This is a genomic window from Duganella guangzhouensis (genome assembly GCF_009674535.1).
GTDB lineage: Bacteria > Pseudomonadota > Gammaproteobacteria > Burkholderiales > Burkholderiaceae_D > Rugamonas > Rugamonas guangzhouensis.
The window spans coordinates 129,200-149,458 of the sequence record NZ_WKJK01000013.1; the positions used below are offsets into that span (position 1 = coordinate 129,200).

Below are 20,259 nucleotides of genomic sequence, written 5' to 3' on the forward strand. Positions count from 1 at the left end.
GAATCGGTCACTACCTGATTAATTATTGAATACGTCCGCGCCCTTCGGCATGACGAATTTAAAACTGGTGGCGTTCAGCGCCGGATTTTTTTCCAGCTTGCTGAACTTCAGCACCGAGGTCTGGCCGAAGGAATCCTTCAACTCCATCGCCTCCGGCACGCCATTGCGCAGGCCAATGGCGATTTGCTCGAAGCTGGAATCCTTGGCTTTCGGCACCGCCTTCAGCCACTCCAGGCCATCGCGGCTGCCGCCCTCGGACAGCGTGAAGCTCTTTTCCAGGTCATTGCTGCCGAACAGAATCGCGGCCGGCGACGAGCCCAGCGCATCACCCAGCTTTTTCACCGTGACCTGGTTCAGATCCTTGTCGTAGATGAACAGCTGCTCGCCATCGGCCTGCAGCACCTGGTCGTAGGGCTTGGTGTAAGTCCAGATGAACTTGCCCGGACGGGCAAACACGAAGGTACCGCTGGAATTCTTGCCGGCCTTGGGCGCCTCGCCATTGGCGTTCTTCACCTGGGTCTGCACGAATTCGCCCTTGGCCGCCTTGGTCGACGCCACGAAGGACTTGAACTGCTCCAGCGCGCTAGCATGGGCAAAGCCCGCCAGCAGCAGGCCGGCGGTCAGCGCCGCCAACGATTTAAAACGCGTCATATGTTTCCTTTTATTCTGCACTGGCAGCCGGCACGAGAATGTCGCGGTTGCCGTTCGATTGCATGGCCGAGACCACGCCGCTATTTTCCATTTGCTCCAGCAGGCGCGCCGCGCGGTTGTAGCCGATGCGCAGATGACGCTGCACCAGCGAGATCGAGGCACGGCGGTTCTTCAGCACCACCTGCACTGCCTGATCGTACATCGGATCGGCCTCGCCGCCGCCCTCGCCCGGGACACCGCCTTCGGCGCCGCCCGCCTCGCCTTCCAGCGTGCCGCCTTCGAGGATGCCCTCGATGTAGTCCGGCTCGCCGGTGGTCTTCAGATGTTTCACCACCCGGTGCACCTCGTCATCCGACACGAACGCGCCGTGGACCCGCACCGGTAATCCGGTACCGGGCGGCATATACAGCATGTCACCCATGCCCAGCAGGGTTTCCGCGCCCATCTGGTCCAGAATGGTACGCGAGTCGATCTTGGACGATACCTGGAACGCGATCCGGGTTGGAATATTGGCTTTAATCAGGCCGGTAATCACGTCTACAGATGGGCGCTGGGTCGCCAGAATCAAGTGCAGGCCGGCCGCACGGGCCTTTTGCGCGATACGAGCGATCAGCTCTTCCACCTTCTTGCCGACCACCATCATCAGGTCGGCCAGCTCGTCGATGATGATGACGATGGTTGGCAGTTTTTCCAGCGGCTCCGGCGAATCCGGCGTCAGGCTGAACGGATTCGGGATGTGTTCTTCCTTCTTCTTGGCCTCGGCGATCTTGGCGTTGTAGCCGGCCAGATTACGCACGCCCAGCTTGGACATCAGCTTGTAGCGGCGCTCCATCTCGTTGACCGCCCAGTTCAGCGCGTGACCGGCCTGGCGCATATCGGTCACCACCGGCGCCAGCAGATGCGGAATGCCTTCGTACACCGACATCTCCAGCATCTTCGGATCGATCAGGATCATCCGCACGTCTTTCGGATCGGACTTGTACAGCAGCGACAGGATGGTGGCGTTGATACCCACCGATTTACCGGAGCCGGTGGTACCCGCCACCAGCAAGTGCGGCATCTTGGCCAGGTCGGCCACCACCGGCTTGCCAGCGATGTCCTTGCCCAGCGCCACCGTCAGTGGCGAGGCGTTGTCGTTGTAGACCTTGGAACCGACGATTTCGCTCAGGCGCACGATCTGGCGCTTCGGATTCGGCAACTCCAGCGCCATGAAATTCTTGCCCGGAATGGTCTCGACCACGCGAATCGAGGTCAGCGACAGCGAACGCGCCAGGTCGCGCGCCAGATTGACGATCTGGCTACCCTTGACGCCGGTGGCCGGCTCGATTTCATAGCGCGTCACCACGGGGCCGGGATACGCCGCCACCACCTTGGCTTCGACGCCAAAGTCCGACAGTTTCTTCTCGATCAGGCGGCTGGTGAATTCCAGCGTCTCGATCGACAACGTTTCCTGTGTTTCGGGCGCATCGTCCAGCAGCGACAGTGCCGGCAAGGCGGCATCGCCGCCGGCGCGCGGCAGATCGGTGAACAGGCTGGCCTGGCGCTCCTTCTCGACCCGCTCCGACTTGACCACCGTGATCACCTGCGGCTCGACCTTGATGGTCGGCGCCGCCACCGGATGCTTCTCGACATGCTTGGCGCGCTCGTGCACCACCACTTCCTCGCGCTTGACCGCTGCGACCTCGCCCTGGCGGCGGTCTTCACGGTACTGATAGCGCTGGATGAACCATTCGATCATGCCCTCGACCGCGCCGCCGAGACGCTCGGCCACGGCCATCCAGGATACCTGGAAGAACAGGCTGAAACCCAGCCCGAACAGCAGCAACAGCAGCAAAGTAGCGCCGGTGAAGCCGAACGCCACATGCGCCGAATGGCCGATCAGCTCGCCCAGCACGCCGCCCGACACGCGCGGCAACTCGGCATGGCTGGTCAGCGTGCGCAGGCGCAAGAATTCCAGCCCAACGCTGCCGATAAACAGCAGCACGAAACCGATGCCGCGTATCAGCGGCTCCTGCGCGTGTTCGGGCTCCGGCTCCTGCGCCAGCACATATTTATGCGTCAGGCCACGGTAACCCTTCCACACCACGCGCAATAAACAAAACGCCCACCACCAGGCGGAGATGCCGAAAATGTACAGCAGCAGATCCGACAGCCAGGCGCCGGCGCGGCCGCCCAGGTTGTGCACCTCGGGCACCAGTGTGCCGTGCGACCAACCCGGGTCCATTTTGTGATAACTGGCCAGGATCAGCACGAAATACGCGCCCAGCACGGCCAGCGCCAGCCACCGCGCCTCCGACAGCAGCCGCACCAGCCGGTTCGGCAAGGGCTGGCGTTCGGTCGGGGTGCGGGTGTAGCCGGACGAGGCGGACGCGCTCGCTTTCGGCGTGCGTTCCTGAACTTTTTTACTGCTCATAGGTATAAAGGTGTTGCGATGTTGGCGGTCAGGAAATATTCCTTTGGCGGTATTCTAAGGCATAAGGGCGACATCCGCCCCCACGATTCATCCTGAGTCCCTGCTTGCACTATAATCTTGTATTGCTTGCGCAATTGCAATAGCGGCATGCCCTTGCCGCCCTTGCGCGCGCCCCCACATTCGGATTAATCCAACACTACAAAGAAGCCTGCCATGACCACTCCTAAACACGCACGCGTACTGATTCTCGGCTCCGGCCCTGCCGGCTACAGCGCCGCCATCTACGCTGCCCGCGCCAATCTGAAGCCGATGCTGGTGACCGGCGTCGAACAAGGCGGCCAGCTGATGACCACCACCGACGTGGAAAACTGGCCAGCCGACCCGATGGGCGTGACCGGTCCGGACCTGATGCAGCGTTTCCTGCAGCACGCCGAGCGTTTCAACACCGAAATCGTGTTTGACCACATCCATACCGTCAAGTTGCAAGAAAAACCAATCCGCCTGATCGGCGACAGCCATGAGTACACCTGCGACGCGCTGATCATCGCCACCGGCGCCTCGGCCCAGTACCTGGGCCTGCCGTCGGAGCAGGAATTCATGGGCAAAGGCGTGTCAGCCTGCGCTACCTGCGACGGTTTCTTCTACCGCAACCAGGACGTGGCGGTGATCGGCGGCGGCAACACTGCGGTCGAGGAAGCGCTGTACCTGTCCAATATCGCCAAGAAAGTCACACTGGTGCACCGCCGCGACAAATTCCGCGCCGAAGCCATCCTGATCGACCGCCTGAACGCCAAAGTGGCCGAAGGCAAGGTCGAAATCAAGTACAACCACACGCTGCAGGAAGTGCTGGGCAATGAAGGCGGCGTCACCGGCGTCAAGATCCAGTCGACCGACACCGGCGCGACCACCGATATCGAGGTGCACGGCCTGTTCGTGGCGATCGGCCACAAGCCGAACACCGGCATCTTCGAAGGCCAGCTGGACATGCACAACGGCTACATCAAGACCAAAACCGGCTCCGAAGGCATGGCCACCGCCACCAGCGTGCCGGGCGTGTTTGCCGCCGGCGACGTGCAAGACCACATCTACCGTCAGGCGATCACCAGCGCCGGCACCGGTTGCATGGCCGCGCTGGACGCCCAGCGTTATCTGGAAGGCCAGGAGTAATCGGCATGAAAGACTTCGCAGACCTGAAATCCCTGGGCAAGCAGCTCCGGGAGCAGGCTGAGACGCGCGCCGTCGAACAGAAGGAGCGCGTCAAACAGGAAAAGCAGCGGGTGGTGGAAGCCAATGTGTTCCAGACCGCGCTCAAGGGCGTGCAGAAAATGCCGGCCTCGGACCGTTACGTGCCGCAGGCGGCGCCCAAGTCGGCGTTGCCGGCCGACGCGCCCAAGCGCAAGCTGACCCAGGCCGAGGACGATGCGCAGGTGCTGCGGGAATCGCTGTCCGATCTGTTTGAAGTCGACCATTATCTGGAAGACGATCCGGCGCTGAACTACTCGGCGCCGGGCGTCGGCCCGGATGTGATGAAGAAAATGCGCAAGGGCCACTGGCCCATCCAGGACGAATTGGACCTGCACGGCATGAACCGCGACCAGGCGCGCGACGCGCTGGGCGCCTTCCTGACCCGCGCCCAGCAGCGCAATCACCGCTGCGTGTGCGTGATTCACGGTCGCGGCTTTGGCTCGCGCGGCCAGGAGCCGGTGCTGAAGTCGATGGTGCACAGCTGGCTGGTGCAAAAAGGCGTGGTCGCCTTCTGCCAGGCCCGCAATCACGAAGGCGGTGAAGGCGCGCTGATCGTGCTGCTGCGCGCCGCCCTGCAGCCGCAGCGCTACTAATCCCCTCCGGCGCCAGCCGCGCGGCGTTGATATAGTGCAACACCCCTACCGGACACAAGGCCGGCATGTTAACCTACGTGCATTGCAACCTTGTCCATAAGCCTACATGAAGCACGTCCCGGTACACGTCTCCCTGATTACCGTCATTGAAATCGTGGCGATCCTGGTCGGGGCCTTATCGGGATTTGTCGAAGCGCGCCGCAAGCGCATGGACATTGTGGGCGTGTTCACGGTGGCCTTCATCGCCGCATTCGGCGGCGGCACCTTGCGCGACATCCTGCTCGACAAGCGGCCGCTATTCTGGGTCCAGCACCAGGAATACGCGATTCTGATCTTTGTCCTGGCATTGGTGGCGACGCCGCTGATGCGCACGGTACGCCAAATCATTTCCGAACGGGTGATCGTGGTGGCCGACGCCACCGGCCTCGGCCTGTTTACCGCGGCTAGCGTGGCGCAGGCGCAAGCCGCCGAGATGCCGATGTTCATCGCCGCCATGATGGGCGTGATCACCGGCATTTTCGGCGGCGTGCTGCGCGACATCGTCTGCAACGAAGTGCCGATGGTGTTCCGTGATGGCAAACCCTATGCCATCTGCGCCTTCTTCGGCGCCTGGCTCTACATCGGCCTGCAATACACCGACGTCTCCGAAGACTTTGCGCTGTGGACCAGCGCCGCCTTCATCACGATACTGCGACTGGTGACCTGGAAGTTCGACCTGCACCTCAAGAGTCACCAGTAATCCTCATCAGAACGAGTACTGCGCCAGCACCGTGTAACGCGGTCCGCTCATGAACACCTGGCGGGTGAACTCGCCCGAGTGCTGCACCATGATCTGACGCGTGTACGAGTTGGTCAGGTTGGTGCCCTCCACGCCGACACGGAAACGGTCCGTGAAGTCATAGAAGATCGACGCGTCCAGCTGACCGTACGCCGCCTGGTACAACGGCAGGCCGAACGCCTGGTCGTTGTTGGTGGTCGGGATCAGGTAGGAGCTGGAGCTTGGATCCGTGCTCAGGCCATTGTTGCCACGGCTACCCCACTGATTCACACCCAGCAGATAGCGCGAGCGCCAGTTGTAAGCCAAACGCATCGACAGACCATTCTTCTCGTACATGACAGCGAAGTTGATGGTGTTGCGCGACAGCCCTTGCAGCGGGGTCTTGCCGAACGCGCGCCCGTCGGTATCGCAACCGTTGAGGCTCAGGTTGTAGTTGGACGAGGCGTCGTTGCCCTTGCACCATGCTTCATACACCGGGTCGTTCAGCGTGCGCTCGCTCTGTACATAAGTCCAGCTGGCCTGGGTGCCGATGCCGCGCAGCCAGTCGGGCACGAAATCGTAGTACTGCTGGTGCGCGATTTCGAAGCCACGCGCATAGCCCTTGGCGCCGTTGACCGGACCGGTGACCACGAAGGTCTGCTGCTTGCCACTGGTGTCGGTCGCGGTGTAGCCGTAGTTCTTGGTGACGATGATGTCCTTCAGATCCTTGTTAAAGGCCGAGAACGTCAGCGAACCAGCTTTGGCGAAGTACCACTCGGCGGTCAGGTCGACGTTGGTGGAGCGGGTCGGCTTCAGCAACGGATTGCCATCGCTGGTACCGGTCAGGCTGGTGCCGTTGAACTGCACTGCCGTGGTGTTGCCCGAGGCGTCGCGGGTCACCGTCTGCAAGTGCTGGGCACTCAGTGTGGTCTGTACCTGCAGCTGGTTGAAGTCCGGACGCGCGATCGCTTTGGCCACCGCGAAGCGGAACTGCAGTTGCTCGCTGGCCTTCAGGCGCAGGTTCAGGCTAGGCAGCCAGTTGTTGTAGGAGTTGCTGAACGACTGCTGATCCGCGAACGAAGCAATGTTGATCAGGTTGCTCAGGCCGGTCGCGGTGACGCCAGTGCCGACGCTTGGCGTGGTCGGCTGGGTGTACGAAACGTAACCGCTGCCGGCGTTCTTGGTCCGCACGTAGCGCACCCCGACGTTGCCGTCGATCGGGTACTTCAGATCGTCCCAGCCGAAGCGCAGCTGGGTGTAGGCGGCGCGGGTCTTTTCGGTTTGGGTGTTGGTGGCGGCCGGGTCGTCGAAGGAGGCCGGCTTCCAGGCGTCGCAGGTCGAGCCTTTTTCCGCGCACAGCACATCGTGGTAGGCGTGAATCTTGGCCCATTCGTTAGGGAAGCCGCGCACGGTGGAGGCGTCCGGGAACAGCATCGCCGGCAGCGTGTATTTGCCGCCGAAGAAGTTGTCGATGGTTTGCAGCGAGGCGCCGCCGGCGAAACGCGGATCGCTCAGGCGCGCCACGCCGTTGATCTGCCAGCCCTCCATCCACGGGAAGGTAATCGCCTGCCAATTGTAGAACTTCTGCGCCTTGTTGTTGACGCCGTCGCGGTCGGCCATGCGGAAGCCGAAGCGGACATCGCGCAGCACCGGATCATCGAACGAATACTTGAGGTCGGACTTCCAGGCCTTCTGCGTCGCCTTGGCGCGGTCCAGCGCCTCCTGGGTGTAGGCCCAGTAGTAGTTGCTGGCGTCCGCCATATAGGCCGCCGAACCCAGGCTGATCTGCGGTACCTTGCCGGTCATGTCCATGGTCTGGTTCGGCAGGATGAAGCCGGTCGAGACGTCGGCGTCGAAGCCCTCGGTGGTCGAGCGCACATGCTGGAAGTCATTGTTCCAGCTCCAGGACGGCGAGACCCGCCACTGCAGGTTCAGCGAGATGTCGCGGGTGCCGGATTCGCGCGTGTTGATGCGCTGCGAGCTGTTGAACGGCGAGCCGCCATAGGTCGGGTTGGAGATGGTGCCGCTCTGGAACGCGCCATTGCTGTCGAACACCGCGTTGGAGCTGGCCACCTGCTGATACCACTTGTCTTCGGACGACGTCACCACGTGCTCGTCCAGATCTTCCTTGTAGTGGGTCTTGAAGTAGGTCAGCGCCGCCGTGAAGTCCTGGCTCGGGCGCCACTGGAAGGCGGCATAGTCGCCGCGACGGGTGCGGTCGAAGTCCTGCGAGCGGTAGCCGGCGCCGAGCGGTATCCATTGCGTCTTGGAGCGGTCGTACAGCGCCGGGTCGGTGGAATTCACGTGTGGATAGTAGGGGTCGACGCTGACGCCGTCCGAGCGGCTCGGGCTCTTGGCGTGGGCAAAATCGATCAGCGCGCCGAATTCACCGGCATCGGTCTTCCAGCGGTTTGATATCAGGAAGGTGGCGGTCGGCGATGGCCGGCCCTGGCGCAGCGTGGAATAGGTTTCCGACGCGCCCATGGTGCCTTTGAAGCCTTTGTAGTCGAACGGCATGGCGGTGCGCAGATTGACCAGGCCGGCCACCGCGCCTTCGACCTGCTCGGCCGACGGATTCTTGTAGACGTCGACGCCCGCCATCAGTTCCGGTGCCACATCGGCGAAGCCGAGCGAGCGGCCACCGCCGGCCGAGAAGGCGTCGCGGCCGTTGACTTCCGAGCGCACATAGGTCAGGCCGCGCACCGACACGCCGGAGCCCTCGACCGACTGGCGGTTCGGGTCGCCCGCCATGTTGCGGTCGATGGTGACGCCGGCGATACGCTGCAGCACCTCGGTGACCGAGCGGTCCGGCAGCTTGCCGATGTCCTCGGCCACGATCGAATCGACGACCTCGTCGGCGTCCTGCTTGAGTTTTTGCGCCGATTGCAGCGCGGCGCGCTGGCCGCTCACCACCACGGTGGTGCCTGGGCTGGTGGCATCCGCGGTCTGGGCCCATGCCGGGCTGGCGTGCAGCACGACCAGTTGCGCGACCGCGGCGGCGATTGCAGTTTTCTGTAATTTAATCAATTGTCTCTCTCCCCTTACAGGTGGTTTTTATGTGTCACAAATCCTACGCGCTACATGCTCTTGAAAAGTTTGCTGCCTCCCCTAGGTTGGTGATTGCTGTCTCATGCGGCGGCCCGAGGCGCGCCTCTTGCCGCCTGGGCCGCGACATAGGCGCCGTGATCCGGCATCCGCGCCACCGCCTGCGTGATCATGTCGCGCAGCGCGGCAAAATGGCCGTGCACCGCGCGCAGTTCGACGCGGTCGACCAGCGGGTCGTAGCGCTTCGGCACCGCGCCCAGTCCCATCATCATCGCCACGAACGATGGCTCGGCGAAGCCGCCGCGATCGACGATCGCCACCCGCCCGGTCTCGCGGAACAGGTCGATCTGATGGCGCAGCGAGTCCGGGATTTCCATGTGGGCGCAGTAGCGCCAGAATTCGGAATCGTCGCGCGTGGTCAGCTTGTAGTGCAGCACGATGAAGTCACGCACCGATTCGTAGCGGATGCCCATGACGCGGTTGAATTCATCGGCCAGCGTCGGGTTGCAATCGCGCTCGGGGAACAATTCCAGCAACTTGCCCACCGCCGTTTCGATCAGGTTGATGCTGGTCGACTCCAGTGGCTCGACGAAGCCGGCCGACAGGCCGATCGCGACCACGTTCTTGATCCACGACTTGCGCCGCCGCCCGGTGACGAAGCGGATTTGGCGCGGCTCGTCCAGCGCGGCGCCGTCAAGGCCGTCGAGCAGCGCGCGGCGTGCCTGTTCGTCGCTGGTGAAGCCGTTGCTGTACACGTGGCCATTGCCGATCCGGTGCTGCAGCGGGATGCGCCAAACCCAGCCCGCCTCTTGCGCTGTTGAGCGGGTGTAGGGCGTCAGTTGCGGCGCCGAGGCGCAGGGCACGGCCAGCGCGCTGTTGCATGGCAGGTAGTTGCTCCAGTCCTCGTAGCCGGCCTTCAGCGCGCCCTCGATCAGCAAGCCGCGGAAGCCGGAGCAATCGATGAACAGGTCGCCTTCGACGCGGCGGCCATCGCGCAGCTTGACGGCGGTGACGAAGCCGCTTTCAGGATGCTGTTCGACCTCGACAATCATGCCTTCGACGCGATGGACGCCGCGCGCCACCGCATATTCGCGCAGATAGCCGGCGTACAGGCTGGCATCGAAATGGAAACCGTAGGAATAGGCGTCGGTCATGCCAGGATTTTCCTCATTCGGCGGCACGAACTTGCCGTGGCGCGCCATCACCGAGGGCATCGACCAGTTCTCCAGATCCGGCATCTGGTTGAAGGCCTGCGCCAGGCGCAGCCAGTGCTGGTGCGCGCCGAAGCCGGCCAGCGCCGGGCCGAAATCGCCGAAGGCGTGGAAGAAGCGGTTGCCGAGGTGGCCCCAATCCTTGAATTCGATGCCGAGCTTGTAGCTGGCCTGGGTCTTGGCGACAAAGTCGTCGGCATCCAGGCCCAGCGCCGCGTTGTAGACGCGGATCGTAGGCAAGGTGGCCTCGCCGACCCCGATGGTGCCGATCTCGGGCGATTCCACCAGCGTCACTTCGCAGGGCTGGGTCGGGTGGCGCGCCAGGCGCTGGGCCAGCGGCGCGGCGGTCATCCAGCCGGCGGTGCCGCCGCCGACGATGACGATGCGGCGGATCGCGCCGCCGTGCGTGTCATTGCTGCTCATCTGGTCTCCTGGCGGTGGTCAGAATGGGCAAACATTGACAACGTTTTCACTGCGCGGCGAATCAGAGGCGTGTTTAGCCAGGGCCATCGCAATGGCCATCTTTTGTAGCGTTCGCATTGTATGTCTCCCTTGTTTTTATACATCCAGCAGCGGGTGCCGGTGATTGCAAATTAACATTAATGCGAGCGGCGAACAAATAATTGTTCGGCATATGTCGCTGTTTAACCTCAATTACTAAACAAGGGAAACCACACAAAACGCCAGCAGAACTTCACTCCGGCGTAGCGGTCTAAACAGAAAATATCACCCTGCAAGCTGATGCAATGCTCCCCATCAATCTCAATGATTTGCTCCACCACCAAAAGGTCGAGAGCGAACGTATCGAATACAAGGCGGGCTGGAATCCCGATGCCACCCTGCGGACGCTGTGCGCTTTCGCTAACGATTTTGAAAATCTTGGTGGAGGCTATGTCGTGATCGGCCAGGATTGCGATGCGAACGGTCAGCCGATCTTTCCGCCGGTCGGAATTGCGGATAGTCAGTTGGATAAAATCAAACAAGAGTTGCTAGCAGCATGCCAGCTGCTCCAGCCGCCCTACTTCCCGGCACTCACTGTGGAAATAGTCGCAGACCGCAAAGTGATGGTATTGAGGGCTCCCGGTGGCATGAATCGCCCTTACAAAGCGCCCGCCTCGGTTTCATCCAGGCACAAGATCTGGCACTACTACATCCGCCGATATAGCAGTACCGTAGAGGCCAAGGGAGAAATGGAACAGGAACTACTGGGCCTGACCGCGAACGTCGTGGGATGATCGGCTGGCTCAGCAGGCCAAGCCGAGCGATTTATCACATCCTTTGATGATGGAATATCTGCGTGAAGTGGGAAGCGCGCTGGTGGCCGAGGCATCAACGTTGTCAGTTGAAGCGCTTGACCGACAGATGAATGTCATTGATGGCCCCAAAGAATCACCTTGGCCAAAAAACGTCGGCCTGCTGTTCTTCAACGAAACCCCGGATAAGTTTTTCCCTTATACGCAAATTGATGTTGTATGGTTTCCTGATGGCGCCGGCGGCGATCGCTTTGACGAGAAGATTTTCAAGGGCCCACTGGCACGCATGAAAACGCGAGCCGATTGAAGTCAGGATCAGCCGCGATGAACTGGTCATTCTCAGCTTTCCTGGGCCAGACCGTTCAATCCGCCTGCCCGACTTCGCGGCTGGGCGCGCATTGAGCCGCCGCTACCGTAACCGACGCATCGGCGAATTTCTCAAAGAGCTGGAACTAACTGAAGGCCGGTTTACCGGTGTTCCCAAGATCCTCAAATCCATGCTTGCCAATGGCTCGCCGTCGCCACAATTTGAAACCGACGATGACCGTATTGCGTATGTGATCAGGCTACCTGTACACCCGCTGGCGCAGGTACCCGAAGCAATGTCTGGCTCTCTGACCGACCAAGTCACCGACCAAGTCACCGCCCAAGTCACCGACCAAGTAGACGCTGATATGGTCCGGTTGTTGCGCTTGGCCGCGTTGGGGGAACAAGCGCGCAGTGCGCTGCAAGCGGCGCTAGGTTTGCGGCATACGCCGCATTTTCGGCAAGCATATCTGCTGCCCGCACTTGCGGCGGGCTATCTGGAAATGACATTACCCGCGCTACCAAACAGCCGCTTGCAACGCTACCGCCTGACTGCCAAAGGCAGGCGATGGCTGCAACGCCACTCCGTCAAGAGTGGCGCCTAGGAAGCAGACTCAGTCAGGGATACGGCCCGCTGGCTGGACGCCATAACGGTCGGCCTGGACATTGCCGCTGACGCCGTGGGTGCGGACGTCGGCGGTGATCGGCAGCATTTCCTTGTCCCACGCTTCCCATTGCTGCTTGAGTTGCGCAAACACCTCGGGATGACGCTTGGCCAGATTGGCGCGTTCGCGCTGGTCTTTCACCACGTCGAACAGGAATTCGTTACCGCTGATTTTCAGGTATTTCCAGTTACCGGAGCGGACCGCGCGCTGGGCGTTGGCCTTGTAGCGCCACAGCAGCGTGCGGTCGTTGTTGCCGGCCTTGCCCAGCAGGACAGGCAACAGATTCTGGCCATCGGTCGGATAGGCTGGATCGGGCGCGCCGCCGGCGGCCGCGAGCAAGGTCGGCAACCAGTCCATCGAGATCGCCACCTGGTCGCTGACCTGACCCGGCTTGATCTTGCCCGGCCAGCGCACGATCGCCGGCACCCGGATGCCGCCTTCCAGCAGCTCGGTTTTCTGGCCGGTCAGTGGCCAGGTTTTCGAGAAGCGCTCGCCGCCATTGTCGCTGGTGAAGATGATGATGGTGTTGTCGGCCAAGCCCTTCTGCTCCAGCGCCGCCAGCACGCGGCCGATCGAGGCGTCCAACGCTTCGACCATGCGGCCGTAGGTGGCCAGGTCGCCGCCGTCGTAATGGAAGATGTTGTCGATGTCGCGCGACACCGCCTCGTCGCCCGGACCTTCCCACGGCCAGTGCGGCGCGGTGTAGTGCAGCGACAGCAGGAACGGCTTGCCGGCCTGCTGCTTCTTGACGAAATCGATCGCGCGCGCGCCCAGCAAGTCGGTGTAGTAGCCGACCTGGTGCACCGGCACTTCGCCCTCGTACAGATCTTCCGGCACTTGCGGGCCAACGCCCGGCTTGTGGGTGAAGTAGTCGATGGCGCCGCCGTAGTTGCCGAAGAAGCTGTCGTAGCCGCTCTTCAGCGGGCCAAAGGTCGGCAGGTAGCCCAAGTGCCATTTGCCGATCAGCGCGGTGCCGTAGCCCTGCTGCTTCAGCAGCGACGGCAAGGTCGGATGCGACGGCGGCAGGCCGATGGTGTCGGAGGCGCCGGCGATCGGCTCTTCCAGCCCGCCACGCAGGCGGTACTGGTAGCGGCCGGTGATCAGCGCGAAACGCGTGGCCGAGCACACCGCCGAATTGGCGTAGGCCTGGTTGAAGCGGATGCCCTGCTTGGCCAAGCGGTCCAGGTGCGGCGTTTTGTAATCGGTCTGGCCGTACACGCCCAAGTCGGCGTGGCCCATATCGTCGGCCAGGATGAAGATGATGTTGGGCTGTTTCTCGCCGGCCGCCAGCGCGCCCGGCAGGTAGTTGGCCAGCGCCAGCGCTGGCAGGGTTTTCAGGATGTTGCGACGGGTGTTACTGGTCATGCTGAATGTCTCCTGTTTCAGAAATCTGCGCGGGCGGTCAGGCCCACGGTGCGTGGCGTGCCAATAATGGCGTTGTAGGCGCCAAAGCTGGTGTTCCACATGCTGGTGTAGTACAGCTTGTCAAACGCGTTCTTGGCCCACAGCGACACGTCCCACTTGGCACCACCGGCCTTGAAGCGGGTGCCGGCCGACAGGTTGGTCAGCGCGTAGGCCGGGAGCTTCGAATACTTCGAGGCGTCCAGCGTGCCATACACTTCGGTGCGATACGAGGTGTTGGCGCTCAGGTAGCCTTCGACGCCATCGGCAATCGCCTGCGCGTACTGCGCGTTCAGGCTGCTGGTCCAGCGCGGCGCGTTGACCAGCGCATGACGGCCCGACAGATCGCACGAGGTGGCGCTGATCTCCGGTGGGCATGGCGCGTTGGTGTACTTCAGGTATTTGACGTCGTTGAAGGCGGCGTTGGCGCCCAACGTAAAGCCTTTGGCGACCAGGAAGGTGGTCTCCAGTTCGGCGCCACGGCTGCGCACGTCGCCGGCGTTGGTCAGATAGGAGCTCAGCGTGGTTGGGTCGTAGGCGTTGTTCTGGTAGCCACGGACCACGTTGGCGAACAGGCTGGCGTTGATCTGGGCGCGGCGTTCCCACAGATTGCTCTTGATGCCGAGCTCGACGTTGTTGGCCTTTTCGTTGTTCACCTTCAGCGAATTGACGCCGGCCGCGCCCGGCACGGTCAGGTTGATGCCGCCGGATTTCTCACCGTGCGACAGGCTGGCGAAGCCCAGCACGTCGGTGTCGATCTTGTAGGCCAGCGTCAGCAGGCCGGACGGGCTGAGATTGCTCAGGCGGACGTCGCCGGAGTTGTAAGCGCCGTAGCGGGCGTTACGCGCCGCCAGCGCGGCACCGGTAACGGCCACGCCGCCGGTCGGCGCGTAGCGGATTTCGTAAGCGAACTTGTCCTCATAGGTGGCGCGCAGGCCGGCGGTCAGATCCCATTTCGGATCGATGTGCCAGATCGACTGGCCGAACAGCGCGTAGCTGTTGACGCGCAAGTGGCCATCGGCCAGGCTGGTGAGGTTGTTCAGCGCGCCAACCGGGCTGCCGTTGAACTGGTCGGTCAGCGAGCCGTTGTAGGTGAAGTTGGTGTTGTCGAGGTTCTGGTAGTAGTAGTAAGCGCCGACCACCGACTCCACTTCGCGGCCCTGCGGCGTGGCCAGGCGCAGCTCTTGCGTGAACTGGCGGTGGCGGGCCAGCGCGCCGACGTTCAGCACGATCGGCACATCGAGGCCATCGTCATTGCGCGGCGTGAAGTTCCAGAAGCGGAACGCGCTGATCGAGGTGAACTTGTAGTCGTTGTCCAGCTTCCAGTTGGCCTCCGTCGACAGGCCGCCCTGGTGCACGGTCACGTGCGAGCCGCTGTCCAGATTGACCGAATACAGTACCGGATTGTTGATCACGTGCGCACCCACGGCGGCGGCCTGGGTCAGCCATTTGCCGGTCGGGCCGGCGCTGTAGAACACCATGGTGCCGTTGTTGGAGTCTTCCGCATTGTAGTCGGCAATCACGCGGACGCTGACTTTGGCGTCCGGTTCAAACAGCAATTGCGCGCGCGCGCCTTCGCGGTCGCCGCCCTGCACTTTGCTGCCGTTGTAGACGTTGGTGATGTAACCGCCCTCGTGGGTTTTATACACCGACAGGCGGCCGGCCAGCGTGTCCGAGAACGCGCCGGAAATGCTGGCCTTGCCCTGAGCGTATTTATCCTGGCCGACCGAGATCGAGGCGCTGTTTTCGCTGCGGAAGGTCGGCTGCTTGGTGGTGATGTTCAGCACGCCGGCGGTGGTGTTCTTGCCGAACAGCGTGCCTTGCGGGCCGCGCAGCAGTTCCAGCTGCTGGATGTCCAGCGCATCGAAGGCGGCCATGCCGGGACGGGCCAGGTAGACGTTGTCCAGATACAGGCCAACACTGCCCTCCAGGCCGTCGCTGGCGGTGTTGTTGCCGAGGCCGCGCACGGCAAAGCTCAGCTGGCGCGCATGGACGAAGTTGACGGTGGTGCTGGGCAGCAGTTGCTGCAGATCCTGCACGCGATAGATGCGGTTGTTGTCCAGCGTTTTGTCGTCCAGCACGCTCATGGTGGTGGGCACGCTTTGCGAGGTTTCGTTGCGGCGGCGAGTCGACACGGTGACGCTGGCGATCACGCCCAGCGAGCCATCGGCGCCGGCGGCATTGGCGCTGGCGCCATCGGCCGCCGAGGCTGCCGCAGCGGCCAGTTCGGCGCCCGGCGCGGCGGCGGCAGCAACGCTTGCGGCGCCGACGGCGGTATCGGAAATCGCGGCCACGGCCAGCGCGGCGGCGTTCTGTGCCTGCGCTTGCGGCGCGGCGATCAAGGCAATACCATAAGCCGCTGCGATGGCGACTGCGAGTTTATTCTGTTTCATGGTCAGGCTTTCTGGTTTGGATGTAGGCGTGAGTTATCCCGCGCGCCGGTTCCCCAACCGGCGCGTTGTCGTTATAAGAGAGCTAGCGGTGGCGCCTAGTGGGTCATTAGTTGGTCACCACGCGGTACTGGCCGAGCTCAGGCGGGGTGACCGCTTTTTCCGAGCGTGGCGTGCCTTCCGGCACCCAGTTATACGGCACCGGTTGGGCGCGGTACAACCAATTGCTAAGCACTGGCTTGCCGGCGCCGGCGACTGGCGTCGCGGCAAAGTAAGGGCTGATGTATTCCCAGGCGATGTCGCCCTTGGCGGTGACCTGGAAGATGCGGCCGTTCATGCCTTCATCGATCAGCGTATTGCCATTCGGCAGACGACGCGCGCTGCTGATGAAGGAGCTGTAGAAGCCCCACTCTGGCCCGTTCGAATCGCCGCCGGTGTATTCCCACACAATCTGCTTCTTGACCGGATCGATCTCCAGCACCCGCGAACGCGGCTGCACGCCAACGCTGACGCGCGGATAGCCAGCCTCGCCCTGGTTGTCGAACACCAGGATATTGCCAGCGCCCGGCAGGCCCGGCGCGATCAAATGCGCGTCATGCTGGCCGACGATCTGGTCGACCGCGCGCGGCAGCACGCGCGGACCGCGCACCTGGGCCGGATAATCCGGTCCCAGATTCCACACCACCTTGCCGGTCTGCTTGTCGATGATGACGATGAAATTGGCCTCGCGCGAATCGATCAGGATGTTATCCGGATTAAAGCGCTGATCGCCGGCGTCATACCATTTGTTCGGCCCCAGCACCGACATGTTATTGATGTGCAGATAGTCAAACGGCGCGCCCGGGCGGCCGGAAGCGCCTTCCTTGACCAGCTTGAGCGACGCGGCCGAGAAGCCGAACTCGTTCAAGTGCTCGGACGCAGTCCATTGCCAGACGATGTCGCCCTGCTTGTTGACCTCGTAAATCACGTCATCCAGCAACTGCGGCGCCTTGAAGCCGGCCACCGGATGCACCAGATTCGCCAGCACCAGCGTATTGCCATTGGTCAGGCGACGCCAGTCATGGTGCTGCTTGGCACTGCCGCCCGGCACTTGCGCATTCGCCTTGCCTTCCACCGGCGCCGCGTACGCGTCCTGCGCGCTGCTGGCGGCGCTGCCCCATTGCCAGACCACATTGCTGTTCCAGTCCAGTTCACCAATGGCTTGATTGCGCAAGCCGTTGCCTTCATTCGAGGTGCCTGGCACGCTGGCCAGCTGCAACAGCACATGGCCGCGCTGACCACCGGTCAGGGCCGGGTCCAGCAGCACCGGCGGGAAGCCTTCGGCGTCCCAGCGATGCACTTCGTTGCCGTTCATGTCGATCAAATGGGTTTTCTTGTCCTGCCCGCTGAAGATCACGTAGCTGTTGTACGCGGTGGCAGTATCGTAACGGGTGACGCCAGTCGGGTAGACGCTGGGCGCGGCGGCCACATTGGCGGCGATAGACAGCAGGGACAGTGCAAGGGCTTTATAAGTATATTTGGACATGACACGGACTCGCGGGTGGACAGTCCGTCTATATTACTAATTACCCTAGAAAACCCTAACTAATATAACCAATCAACGATATTCAAAAAATACCTTAGTCGGCGCGGATAAAAAAAATGCCGGCAATGCCGGCATTTCGAATAAAGCTATAACTTTTTTAAACCGCGTCCGGGCCGGTCTCGCCGGTACGGATACGGATCACCTGCTCGACGTTCTGCACGAAGATTTTGCCGTCGCCGATTTTGCCGGTACGGGCAGCCTTGATGATGGAATCCACCACCTGTTCGGCCACGCCATCGTCCACCACCACTTCGACTTTGACTTTCGGCAGGAAGTCGACCACGTACTCGGCGCCACGATACAGCTCGGTATGGCCTTTCTGGCGGCCGAAGCCTTTCACCTCGGTGACGGTCAGACCGGTAACGTTGACTTCAGCCAACGCTTCACGCACTTCATCCAGCTTGAACGGCTTGATCACAGCGGTAATCTGTTTCATGACTTCTCCTTATATCTAAATCGAAAATCTTTGGGCAGCGAACTGCATGCTTTGGTTCTATTGTAATCGACACAGGCGCTGTGTCCATCTACATAAGCTTATTCTTTATTCATGCACCGGGATGGACCGCAGTTCGTCCATCCAAACCACGCTTTGGCTATCACTTGGTGCACGCCAGTCGCCGCGCGGCGACAGCGAACCGCCGCTGCCCACCTTCGGTGCGTTCGGCACGCAGCTGCGCTTGAACTGGCTGGTGCGGAAGAAGCGATCGAGGAAGATGCCCAGATTCTTCTTGATCGCCGCCAGCTCGTACTGATTGCGGGTGACATGGTCGCCATCCGGCCAGCGGCCCTGCTCCTTGTCCTTCCACGCCGTGTGCGACAGGAACGCCACCTTGGACGGGTTGAAGCCGAAGCGCAGCACGTAGTACAGATTGAAGTCCTGCAGCTCGTAGGGGCCGATGGTGCTTTCGGTGCGCTGCTCCGGCTGGCCGCCGGCGGTGCCGGGCACCAGCTCGGGGCTGATCTCGGTGCCGAGTATATCCAGCAGCACCTGTGCGTCGTTGCGGCCGATCACGCCGGACTCGGCCACCCAGCGCACCAGATGCGAGATCAGCGTCTTCGGCACGCTGGCGTTGACGTTGTAGTGCGACATGTGATCGCCCACGCCGTAGGTGCACCAGCCCAGCGCCAGCTCGCTCAGGTCGCCGGTGCCGATCACCAGCGCGGCGTTATGGTTCGCCAGGCGGAACAGATGGTTGGTGCGTTCGCCGGCCTGCACGTTTTCAAACGTGATGTCGTACTGCTCCTTGCCTTCGGCGTAAGGATGGCCGAGGTCTTTCAGCATCTGGGCGCAGCTTGGGCGGATGTCGATTTCCTGCGCCGTGCAGCCAACCAGCTTCATCAGCGCATGCGCCTGCTTCAGCGTGCGCTCGCTGGTGGCGAAGCCGGGCATGGTGTAGGCAAGGATGTTGGTGCGCGGCAGATTCAGCTTGTCCATCACACGCGCGCAGACCAGCAGCGCGTGGGTCGAATCGAGGCCGCCGGAAATGCCGATCACCACTTTCTTCAGGCCGCTGTTGGTCAGGCGCTGCGCCAATGCCTGCACCTGGATGTTGTAAACCTCGTTGCAGCGGTCGTCGCGGCGGCGCGCATCGGCCGGCACGTAGGGGAAGCGTTCGACGCAGCGCTTCAGCGCCAGCGTCTGCTCGCGCTCGATCTCCAGATGGAAGAACACGGTGCGGAACTTGCCCACCTCGGCGGCGTGGCGCTGCACCGACTGCGCGTAAGTGTTCATGCGCATGCGCTCGCGCGACAGGCGCTCCAGGTCGATATCGGCAAAGGTCAGCGTCGACTCATCGCTGAAACGTTTGGATTCAGCCAGCAGCTCGCCGTTTTCGAAAATCACGCCCTGGCCGTCCCAGGCCATGTCGGTGCTGGATTCGCCGCCGCCGGACGAGGTGTACAGATAGGCCGCGATGCAGCGCGCCGATTGCTGACCCACCAGCTGGTTGCGGTAATTGGCTTTGCCGACCAGCGCGTTCGAGGCCGACAGATTGACCAGCACGGTGGCGCCAGCCAGCGCCGCAAACGACGATGGCGGAATCGGTACCCACACGTCTTCGCAAATCTCGACGTGGAATTTGAACAGTGGCATATCGGCCACTTCAAACAGCAGGCCGGAGCCGAACTGCACGCGTTCGCCCAGCAGATCGATCTCGGTGCTGACGGCGTAATCGCCGCTGCTGAACTGGCGTGCCTCGTAGAACTCGCCGTAGTTGGGCAGATAGCTCTTCGGCACCACGCCCTGGATCTGACCGTTGGCGATCACCACCGCGCAGTTGTACAACTGATGCTCGACCCGCAGCGGCGCGCCGACCACGATTGCCATCTTCCATTCGGTGGAGGCGTCAACAATGGCGGCCAGGCCGTCCAGCACGCCATCCAGCAAGGCGCGCTGGTGGAACAGATCGTCGCAGGTGTAGGCCGCCAGGCCCAGCTCGGGGAAAGCCACCAGCGCCGCGCCCTGCGCCGCAGCCTGCGTGGCCAGCTGGATGGTTTGTTCGGCGTTATAGGCCGGATCGGCAATGCGGCACACCGGCGCCGCCACCGCAACGCGGGCGAAATCGTGGGTGTACAGATTGAAGAAGTTCGAAGCCATGTTGGGTCTTTCGCGTACGCAAAATCCGATTATCGCACGGGCAAAGCCGGCCCGCATGCGCTAGACTGGCGACTCAGCAGCAAACAGGCGCCGCAGAGCAGCGTATTTGGCGGGAACCTGCCACAATGCTAAATTTCAAGGCGAGCAA

The 20,259-nt window shown here is 62.2% G+C and carries 15 protein-coding genes; 6 read left to right on the top strand and 9 right to left on the bottom strand.

All coding sequences use genetic code 11. The features are described from left to right. Positions 1-18 precede the first annotated feature (18 nt). Positions 19-651 (bottom strand): outer membrane lipoprotein chaperone LolA, encoded by a 633-nt coding sequence (gene lolA / locus GJ699_RS23120; protein WP_154380747.1) that lies wholly within the window; start codon positions 649-651, stop codon positions 19-21. Between the two features lie 10 nt (positions 652-661). Further along, positions 662-3,064, bottom strand: coding sequence for a DNA translocase FtsK (locus GJ699_RS23125; RefSeq protein ID WP_154380749.1), 2,403 nt, complete (start codon positions 3,062-3,064; stop codon positions 662-664). A gap of 213 nt (positions 3,065-3,277) precedes the next feature. On the opposite strand from GJ699_RS23125, the gene trxB reads away from it, so the two are divergent. The 3 genes from trxB (at position 3,278) to GJ699_RS23140 (ending at position 5,641) form a co-directional block, all read left to right on the top strand. Further along, on the top strand, positions 3,278-4,231 hold the full coding sequence (gene trxB, locus GJ699_RS23130) for a thioredoxin-disulfide reductase (protein ID WP_154380751.1): 954 nt from the start codon (positions 3,278-3,280) through the stop codon (positions 4,229-4,231). 5 nt (positions 4,232-4,236) lie between these two features. Continuing rightward, the gene (locus GJ699_RS23135) at positions 4,237-4,902 is read left to right on the top strand and encodes a Smr/MutS family protein (RefSeq protein ID WP_154380753.1); all 666 of its coding nucleotides are present in this window, start codon (positions 4,237-4,239) and stop codon (positions 4,900-4,902) included. 106 nt (positions 4,903-5,008) lie between these two features. Next, the gene (locus tag GJ699_RS23140) at positions 5,009-5,641 is read left to right on the top strand and encodes a trimeric intracellular cation channel family protein (protein ID WP_154380755.1); all 633 of its coding nucleotides are present in this window, start codon (positions 5,009-5,011) and stop codon (positions 5,639-5,641) included. 6 nt (positions 5,642-5,647) lie between these two features. On the opposite strand, the gene GJ699_RS23145 is transcribed toward GJ699_RS23140, so the two are convergent. Then, a complete protein-coding gene (locus tag GJ699_RS23145) occupies positions 5,648-8,686 on the bottom strand; it encodes a TonB-dependent receptor (RefSeq protein WP_154380757.1) in 3,039 nt (1,012 codons plus the stop codon). Positions 8,687-8,787: 101 nt separating this feature from the next. After that, on the bottom strand, positions 8,788-10,338 hold the full coding sequence (locus GJ699_RS23150) for a tryptophan halogenase family protein (protein WP_154380759.1): 1,551 nt from the start codon (positions 10,336-10,338) through the stop codon (positions 8,788-8,790). Positions 10,339-10,661: 323 nt separating this feature from the next. Here GJ699_RS23150 and GJ699_RS34695 point away from each other — a divergent pair, with 323 nt between their 5' ends. Genes GJ699_RS34695 through GJ699_RS34705 form a run of 3 tightly spaced genes read left to right on the top strand, consistent with a single transcriptional unit; the run spans position 10,662 to position 12,079 of the window. Continuing rightward, entirely contained in the window at positions 10,662-11,150 is a 489-nt protein-coding gene (locus GJ699_RS34695; protein ID WP_229262253.1) for an AlbA family DNA-binding domain-containing protein, read from the top strand. Between the two features lie 46 nt (positions 11,151-11,196). Beyond that, positions 11,197-11,475 carry a hypothetical protein gene (locus GJ699_RS34700; RefSeq protein ID WP_229262254.1) on the top strand — a complete coding sequence of 93 codons (279 nt, stop codon included), beginning with the start codon at positions 11,197-11,199 and terminating at the stop codon, positions 11,473-11,475. A gap of 28 nt (positions 11,476-11,503) precedes the next feature. After that, positions 11,504-12,079 (top strand): Fic family protein, encoded by a 576-nt coding sequence (locus GJ699_RS34705; RefSeq protein ID WP_371867646.1) that lies wholly within the window; start codon positions 11,504-11,506, stop codon positions 12,077-12,079. A gap of 9 nt (positions 12,080-12,088) precedes the next feature. Here the strand turns inward: GJ699_RS34705 and GJ699_RS23160 are convergent, their stop codons facing one another. From GJ699_RS23160 to GJ699_RS23180, 5 genes are all read right to left on the bottom strand, one after another. After that, entirely contained in the window at positions 12,089-13,504 is a 1,416-nt protein-coding gene (locus tag GJ699_RS23160; RefSeq protein WP_154380761.1) for a sulfatase family protein, read from the bottom strand. 17 nt (positions 13,505-13,521) lie between these two features. Then, positions 13,522-15,933, bottom strand: a complete 2,412-nt coding sequence (locus GJ699_RS23165) for a TonB-dependent receptor (RefSeq protein WP_154380763.1) — start codon at positions 15,931-15,933, stop codon at positions 13,522-13,524. A 106-nt stretch (positions 15,934-16,039) separates the two neighbouring features. Then, on the bottom strand, positions 16,040-17,455 hold the full coding sequence (locus tag GJ699_RS23170; RefSeq protein ID WP_154380765.1) for an aryl-sulfate sulfotransferase: 1,416 nt from the start codon (positions 17,453-17,455) through the stop codon (positions 16,040-16,042). Between the two features lie 157 nt (positions 17,456-17,612). Then, positions 17,613-17,951, bottom strand: a complete 339-nt coding sequence (locus tag GJ699_RS23175) for a P-II family nitrogen regulator (protein WP_154380768.1) — start codon at positions 17,949-17,951, stop codon at positions 17,613-17,615. Between the two features lie 105 nt (positions 17,952-18,056). Continuing rightward, the gene (locus tag GJ699_RS23180; protein ID WP_154380770.1) at positions 18,057-20,111 is read right to left on the bottom strand and encodes an NAD(+) synthase; all 2,055 of its coding nucleotides are present in this window, start codon (positions 20,109-20,111) and stop codon (positions 18,057-18,059) included. Positions 20,112-20,259: the final 148 nt, after the last annotated feature.

Coding starts and splice junctions, on each gene's coding strand:
- GJ699_RS23170 (WP_154380765.1), bottom strand. CDS start 17,455: ATGTCCAAATATACTTATAAAGCCCTTGCACTGTCCCTGCTGTCTATC.
- trxB (WP_154380751.1), top strand. CDS start 3,278: ATGACCACTCCTAAACACGCACGCGTACTGATTCTCGGCTCCGGCCCT.
- GJ699_RS23175 (WP_154380768.1), bottom strand. CDS start 17,951: ATGAAACAGATTACCGCTGTGATCAAGCCGTTCAAGCTGGATGAAGTG.
- GJ699_RS23150 (WP_154380759.1), bottom strand. CDS start 10,338: ATGAGCAGCAATGACACGCACGGCGGCGCGATCCGCCGCATCGTCATC.
- GJ699_RS34700 (WP_229262254.1), top strand. CDS start 11,197: ATGATGGAATATCTGCGTGAAGTGGGAAGCGCGCTGGTGGCCGAGGCA.
- GJ699_RS23125 (WP_154380749.1), bottom strand. CDS start 3,064: ATGAGCAGTAAAAAAGTTCAGGAACGCACGCCGAAAGCGAGCGCGTCC.
- GJ699_RS34695 (WP_229262253.1), top strand. CDS start 10,662: ATGCTCCCCATCAATCTCAATGATTTGCTCCACCACCAAAAGGTCGAG.
- GJ699_RS23180 (WP_154380770.1), bottom strand. CDS start 20,111: ATGGCTTCGAACTTCTTCAATCTGTACACCCACGATTTCGCCCGCGTT.
- GJ699_RS23140 (WP_154380755.1), top strand. CDS start 5,009: ATGAAGCACGTCCCGGTACACGTCTCCCTGATTACCGTCATTGAAATC.
- GJ699_RS23165 (WP_154380763.1), bottom strand. CDS start 15,933: ATGAAACAGAATAAACTCGCAGTCGCCATCGCAGCGGCTTATGGTATT.
- GJ699_RS23135 (WP_154380753.1), top strand. CDS start 4,237: ATGAAAGACTTCGCAGACCTGAAATCCCTGGGCAAGCAGCTCCGGGAG.
- lolA (WP_154380747.1), bottom strand. CDS start 651: ATGACGCGTTTTAAATCGTTGGCGGCGCTGACCGCCGGCCTGCTGCTG.
- GJ699_RS23160 (WP_154380761.1), bottom strand. CDS start 13,504: ATGACCAGTAACACCCGTCGCAACATCCTGAAAACCCTGCCAGCGCTG.